This window comes from Lentisphaerota bacterium (assembly GCA_016873675.1).
Classification (GTDB): domain Bacteria; phylum Verrucomicrobiota; class Kiritimatiellia; order RFP12; family JAAYNR01; genus VGWG01.
Genome location: VGWG01000133.1, coordinates 1 through 6643 on the forward strand (window position 1 = coordinate 1; position 6643 = coordinate 6643).

The window sequence follows — 6643 nt, forward strand, 5'->3', positions numbered from 1 at the left end:
CCGTTATCGGTATCCTTATACCATGTCTCATGTTATTTTTGAGGTATACTAAAATGTCGGTGCAGGAAAAGGAAGACGATATGGCAACAGATGATCGTATCAAGTCGATTCGGAGAGAATATCCGGCCAGAATCCCCGTCAGCGTAGGAATCCTACCCGCCGCCTGGATGAAACATCGGGAGGTTTTGAACGCGATCGTTCGCGAACACCCGATCCTGTTCGGCAAGCACACAGACGAGAGGGATTACGATGCCGTCTGGAGCAGAACCTATGTCGAAGGCGAGCATATAGATGTCTGGGGTTGCACTTGGAGCAATGTCAAAACAGGAATGGAAGCCATCGTCACGGGACACCCAGCACCCACACGAGAGTCAGTCCGCACTCTGGCCATCCCCGACAAGGATGACGGCATGCCACACGGGTTCATGTATCTGCGTCTTGCGGACATTCGCGGGTTTGAGGAAGCCATGATGGACTTTGCCGAGGAACCTCCCGAGCTGCAGATGCTTCTCGATAAGGTTCTCCAATACAACCTTCGGCAGGTGAGGAGGCGACTGGACGCAATCACCGACACCGGACAGATCGTCTGCTTTGGTGACGACCTGGGCATGCAGACCAGTCTCCCCATCAGCCCCGAGAAATGGCGCAAACTTCTCAAGCCGTGCTTCTCCAGTATCTACCAGCCGGTTCGAGCCGCCGGACACTATGTGCACATGCATACGGACGGACACATTCTCGAAATCATCCCGGATCTCGTGGACTGCGGCGTGAATGTGGTCAATCCGCAGGTGGGCGCCAATGGACTGGAGAATCTTGCCCGGGTCTGCAAGGGTAAGGTCTGCGTTGACCTCGATCTGAACCGTCAAATGTTTCCATTCTGGAAGCCAGGCGATATTGACGCGCATGTGCGGGAGGCGGTAGAGGTGCTCGGTTCGCCGGCAGGGGGACTATGGCTCAAGGCCGAGATCGGAGAAGACGTCCCCCTGGAGAATATCGAGGCCATCTGCGTGGCCCTTGAGACCCACAGTCACTACTATGACACCGAACAACGGTGTCCATGATAGCCTCGGCCCGCGGGCATCGGCATCATGACGCCGGACATTCACCCCTCTCCAGCGCTCGCATGGCGTCGATTTCGCGCACGATCCGGCCGATGCCGGCAAGATGCTGAGCGATGCACAGGAGCTTTTTAATTTAGATGGCACGCCCTTTTTATTACACTGCGGGGCATGGCGCATCACGTCTACCGTGACTGGAAGCCCCACGCCTCGCCGCTGTGACGGCATTTTGACGCCTTTCTCGCCGTCTACAAGGCGCACTAGAATCTAGAAATTGGCGGATCGACAAGGGGACACCTTTTTTTCCGCTCTCAGCTTTCCGTTCTCTTCCTCAGTCTGCCTCACCCGCCTGCTCGCTGTTTACACGTGCAGGTTGCCCGACACAAACACAACCTTGTGCTTACGCGAGATGAGGTTAGCCGCTATGCGGCCCGATTCATAGATGGTGGGCAGGCCGCTCCCCGGATGGGTGCCTCCGCCCACGAGGTAGCAGTTGTCCAGTTCTTCGAACTGATTGTGCGGCCGCCAGTAGATCATCTGGCTGATGTTGTGCGCCAGATTGAACGTGGCTCCGGCGTAGCAGTTGTAACGGTCCTTCCAGTCCCCGGGAACGATCACCTGCTCTTCGCGTATATGCTCGCGCAGCCCTCTCATTCCCGCCCGTGATTCCATCTTCGACAACACGTTCTCACGGAAAGATCCGGCATCCTTCTCCCAGTCCGGCTTTCCGCGCAGGTTGGGGACGGGCACCAGCACGTAGATCGCGGAATGCCCTTTCGGCGCCACCTGAGGGTCGGTGACCACCGAGTTCCTGATATAGAACGAAATATCGTTTGTGAGCCTGTCGCCCCGGAAAATAGCGTTGACGTTCGACCGATAGTCTTCGGCAAAAAATATCGTGTGATGCCTCAGATCGTAGACCGTGTCCAGCCCGAGATAGAGCATAAACGTTGAGCACGAATACTTGGTTTTCTCAAGCCGTCTCGGCGTGTACGTTCTCAAGACACCGGGGTCGAAAAGGGTGGTCGCGGCATATCCGAAGTCCGCGTTCAGCACCACGTCGTCTGCTTCAATCTTTTCACCGTCTTCCAACTCCACGCCAACCGCTTTGCGGCCCTTGACCAGCACCCGCTTGACCGGGCGAACGCACTGAACAACCGCCCCGTTTCGGACGGCCACCTCGGACATTGCCTCGGAAATGCGGCTCAACCCGCCGGTAACATGGAAAATTCCGTAGGCGTGTTCAATGTACGGAATCATCGCGAACAGGCCCGGGCATTCCCACGGCGACATCCCGAGATATTTGGACTGGAAGGTGAAAGACAGGGCAAGCTTTTCGTCACCGTATACCCTGTGCATGATATCGAACAGGGACCGGCCCAGGCCGAGCGACGGTATGGCTTTAAGCAGGTCTGGATGCAGGAGGGTAACGGCCCTGTGGTACGACTTCTGAAGACAGGGGAAGAGCCGCTTGAATCGGGTCCGCTCCTGTTCGACAAACCGGTCATACTGCGCGCCGTGCCCTGGAAAGCACCGTTCAATTTCATCCTTCATCCGCTCAGGATCATTGTACGCTTCGATCTGCCGGTCTTTGAATGCCAGGCGGTACATCGGGTCCAGGCGGGGTGTCTCCAGCTCCGCATGCGTGCTGGTTCCCGACTCCTTGAACACCTCGTCCAGGACGTCTTTCAACATCAGGAATGTCGGCCCCGTATCAAACACGTACGGGCCCAACTGGAGCGTGGCGTTTCGTCCTCCCACACGGTCCTTGGCTTCAACGACGGTCACTTTAAACCCGCGGTTTGCCAGGATCATGGCGCAGGTCAGCCCCCCGGGACCTGCTCCCACGATTACAATATGCTTGGATTCTGAACGACTCATGGCTGACTACTCCTCTGACTGCATCACAGCTTGAAACGCCAGTATGTGCGGCTTCATGTCTTCAATCAGTCTGGCCTCCGGCCTGCAACGCAAGACCATCCCGTCAAGGTACATCATGCTCTTGATAATTGAAAACATTCCTTTTTCGAAAACCATTCCGCAGTTTACCGCAAGCTTGATGGTCTCCATCATCTGGCGCGTCAGGCTGGCTTCGGATACGGTCTTGCCCCGGAAATCCCTGTAGAGCGCGTTGAACCTGCGTTCAAACGTGTGGAGCCTGCTCCCGCTGATCCCTGTTTCCGCCATTTCATTCATGCGCCTCACACAGTCCGGATAATCGTACGTGCAAAGAGCCACAAAGAAATTGAATAACCCGCGCCGTATGCGCCTGCCAACCCGGCTGACAGCGCCCGTGTCGATGAGGCAGAGCGTGCCGTCAGGCCGGAGCATGATGTTGCCGGGATGGATATCGCCGTGGAATACGCCCGGCGCAAACAAAAACAGGCCGTGGATGCCAAACACCTGCAGGAGTTTTTCGTAGGGCAGTTCGCCCCGCGCCAGCAGCCTGTCAAAGGTGGACCCCTCAACAAACTCGCCAACAAGAATTCCGGGGCCGGACAGTTCAGGATACAGTCTGGCGAAACGGAGCGCAGAAAGGTCGTACGTGCCGCTGTAGTCCGCAGCTATCTTCTTGAGCGTTTGCTGGCCGGCGATTTCGTTGCGCAAATCCAGCTCGTTGATCGTGTAGTCTTCGATATGGGCCAGCACACCCAGCGGATCGAACACCTTGCGCAGTTTGGGATACACCACCAGCACGACCCGCATCAGCCGGCGAAGCCGGGCGAGATCGGCGAGGAAGCGCTCCCGAAAATCCTCCTTGATGATCTTCACCGCCAGCGGCGTTCCGTCCGCATGCCTCGCGCGATGAACCTGGCCGATCGAGGCCGAGGCCACCGGCGTCTCGTCGAAATCCCGGACCGACTCGTGCCAGGATGGATCAACCCGTTTGGCGAGAATCGCACGCACATTCTCCGGCGGCACTGACGACGCCTGCCCGAAAAGCTTGGCAAGCTCCAGGCAGACCGATTCATCAAGAAAATCGACCCGGAGCGCGTAGTGCTGGGCAATTTTAACCGCAAGCAGGCCCTGCGACTGAATCCAGTCCAGATCAGGCAGATGCTGCCCGTGTATCTGCTTCAGGAGCCTGATGAAACCGATTGAATTCATACTAAATCCAGAGGCATCCGAGGACCGCGCGCGTCATCAGTCCACAGGATAGATCATTTCGACGTCAACAGCGATGCGATTCGTTCCCACCGCAAATGCCGACCCCTTGAATCGTGGCGGCCCGGATTGAATGTCCGTTGGCCTGTAGAGTCCATAGCCTTCTTTGGGCCTTCCGAAGAACCGGCTATTCATCCTCCCATCGCCGTTCTCGTCATGACACACCGCCACCGCGTAAACGCCCGGCGGCACGTTGGTAAACGTCACCCGCGCCATCCTTCCGGTGATGTTCAACGTCAGGGCCTGCATCGCCAGTTCAGGCCTCGCCGGAAAACCATCAGCCCTCGAAAACAGGGACGCCAGCAGCTGTCCTTTTACATCGCGCAAGCCGTTGACCGTGACGCTGACCGTCTCACCCGAGCCAAACGCATCTGCCGGCAGGATCACTGCAGCGGCAAAGAAGAAAATCCCCGCAAGCCTGGCCGGATGGTCGAGCATCTTGAGTCCTGTGAATACCGAGCGTGCAGAACCCACGAAGGTGGTTATGCACGCCCCTGCTGTGGGTTGTTCATGGCGTCCACCAAGCCGTCCAGAGTCCGCCCGGCGGGCCGACGGGGCCGAAGGGACAGGCGAACCCATGCCGTAAAGATAGGCCGAAACGGGTGGCTCGTCAAGCGCATTGGATAAATAGTGAATGGCGGGCTTGGCATCAGGCGGGGGGCGTGGTATAACGTGCTTCGTGAGAAGGTGGGTCTCGTGGCCGTGGCGACCGCGCTGGCATGGGCGGCAACTCGCCGCAGTCGAACGTTGTGGCCTCGTTCGCGGGCGCGTTCAGGTACGATGTGTGTGGGACGGTGTTTAATCCGACGGGTCTGTCCGGTCCGGTTGTTTGAAGGGATGAAAGATGAGAAAGATTCAGATTCTGGGCACAGGATGCCCGAAGTGCAAGACGCTGATGGAGAATGCGGCCGCTGCGGTCGAGGCGGCGGGTGTCGAAGCGACGGTCGAGAAGGTCGACAAGATTGGCGACATCATGCGTTTCGGTGTGATGATGACCCCCGCGCTCGTGATTGACGGCGTTGTGAAGAACGTGGGCAAGGTGCTGAGTGTGGAGGACATCAAAAAGTTGCTCCTGTAGGAAGGCGTGAGATGAAAGATGTGAAACTGTTTATGTTTGACGGGTGTCCGCACTGTAAAAAGGCGCTGGAGCTGGTGGCCGAGATTCTGGCCGCACATCCGGAATATGCCCTAATTCCGTTCACCGTGATTGATGAGCGCAAGCATCCGGAAATCGCTGAAAAATACGACTATTTCTACGTGCCGACCTTTTATACAGGCGACGTGAAAATGATGGAGGGCGCTCCCACCAGACACGCTATCACGCAGGCGTTTGCAGCCGCCTGCGTGTGACCGCGCCTCGAGCGGCGCGGTCTTTTCCCTTCAACGGGGACCATCACGCGGTCATGGTCTTGATCCGGTGCTGAACAGCCCCGAGTGCGCGGAGGTCGTCTTGCTGCTGGGGGGTGAGGAAAATCGGCTTGCCGACGATGGCTGCGGCGATCATCGACTTGGCGGCGTCCTCGACGACGAGGCAGCGGTAGTAGGCTTGCTTCATGTTGGCGCCGGTGGCGATCATGCCATGGTTGGCCATGAAGAGGGTGTCAACGGTCTTGTGCGCTTCCGAGACGGCATCGGCGAGTGCGTCCGTGGTGGGCGTGACATAGGGGATCGAGCCGACGCGGCCGAGGTCGCAGACGAACTCCGCGAACATCGGCTTGAGCTCGGCGCCGGAGCTGAAGATGCCGGAGGCCCACGGCGAATGGGTGTGAAAGACCGCGTGGATGTCGGGGCGGTTGCGGTAGATGCCGAGGTGCATGCTGTATTCACTGGTCGGCCGGTGCCGACCGGCGATCTGCTTGCCGCTGGCGAGTTCGAGACCGCAGAGGTCATCGGGGGTGATGTCGTCCATGGCCAGCCCGCTGGGCTTCATCCAGATGATGCCCTGGTCCCGTGCGCTGATATTGCCGCCGGCGCCGGCAACGAGGCCGGCGCGGGCGATCTTGATGCCGTAGGCGACGAGGTCTTCTTTAACGCTCATGGAGGCTCCCTGTGGGGTGAGTTCAGGTGTTGGATCAGGCGCGCTTGACGAGCACAGCGGTTTCGTAGGATTTGATCTGGGGGAGCCAGCGGCCGTCCCCCGGGACATTCTGCCGCCGACAGAATTCGGACCAGACGGCGCCGAGCGGCAGGAGCTTGTTTTCCTCCTGCAGCGCCAGGCGGGTGGTGAAGTCGGACGCCGCCTCGGCCTGGCGCATCGGGGCATACGGTTCGAGGAGGGCGGCCAGGAGGGCCTTGCGGGCGTTGCGAATGCCGATGATCCACGCGGCGAGGCGGTTGATCGAGGCGTCAAAATAATCCATGCTCACCGCCACGCGCGGGAGAAAGCCGCCGCGGACGATCTCCTGAAAGATGACCAGCAT

The 6643-nt window shown here is 58.6% G+C and carries 8 protein-coding genes; 3 read left to right on the forward strand and 5 right to left on the reverse strand.

Going from position 1 to position 6643, the window contains the following annotated elements; genetic code table 11:
- Positions 1-1061, forward strand: a 1061-nt coding sequence (locus FJ222_11450) for a hypothetical protein (protein MBM4165037.1), incomplete at its 5' end; no start/stop codon positions are given.
- A 357-nt stretch (positions 1062-1418) separates the two neighbouring features.
- On the opposite strand, the gene crtI is transcribed toward FJ222_11450, so the two are convergent.
- From crtI to FJ222_11465, 3 genes are read right to left on the reverse strand one after another with little or no spacing between them, the layout of a single operon-like run.
- On the reverse strand, positions 1419-2939 hold the full coding sequence (gene crtI, locus FJ222_11455) for a phytoene desaturase (protein MBM4165038.1): 1521 nt from the start codon (positions 2937-2939) through the stop codon (positions 1419-1421).
- A gap of 6 nt (positions 2940-2945) precedes the next feature.
- Positions 2946-4166: an AarF/ABC1/UbiB kinase family protein gene (locus FJ222_11460; protein ID MBM4165039.1), complete on the reverse strand. Its 1221-nt coding sequence runs from the start codon at positions 4164-4166 to the stop codon at positions 2946-2948.
- A gap of 36 nt (positions 4167-4202) precedes the next feature.
- Positions 4203-4802 carry a DUF2141 domain-containing protein gene (locus FJ222_11465; protein MBM4165040.1) on the reverse strand — a complete coding sequence of 200 codons (600 nt, stop codon included), beginning with the start codon at positions 4800-4802 and terminating at the stop codon, positions 4203-4205.
- Between the two features lie 265 nt (positions 4803-5067).
- On the opposite strand from FJ222_11465, the gene FJ222_11470 reads away from it, so the two are divergent.
- Both FJ222_11470 and FJ222_11475 read left to right on the forward strand, forming a co-directional pair.
- The gene (locus FJ222_11470) at positions 5068-5301 is read left to right on the forward strand and encodes a thioredoxin family protein (GenBank protein ID MBM4165041.1); all 234 of its coding nucleotides are present in this window, start codon (positions 5068-5070) and stop codon (positions 5299-5301) included.
- Positions 5302-5312: 11 nt separating this feature from the next.
- Positions 5313-5573, forward strand: coding sequence for a thioredoxin (locus FJ222_11475; GenBank protein ID MBM4165042.1), 261 nt, complete (start codon positions 5313-5315; stop codon positions 5571-5573).
- Between the two features lie 43 nt (positions 5574-5616).
- Here the strand turns inward: FJ222_11475 and FJ222_11480 are convergent, their stop codons facing one another.
- The gene (locus FJ222_11480; GenBank protein MBM4165043.1) at positions 5617-6369 is read right to left on the reverse strand and encodes a class II aldolase/adducin family protein; all 753 of its coding nucleotides are present in this window, start codon (positions 6367-6369) and stop codon (positions 5617-5619) included.
- The coding region (locus FJ222_11485) for an L-rhamnose isomerase (GenBank protein ID MBM4165044.1) at positions 6296-6643 on the reverse strand (348 nt) is incomplete at its 5' end. The genes FJ222_11485 and FJ222_11480, both read right to left, overlap by 74 nt.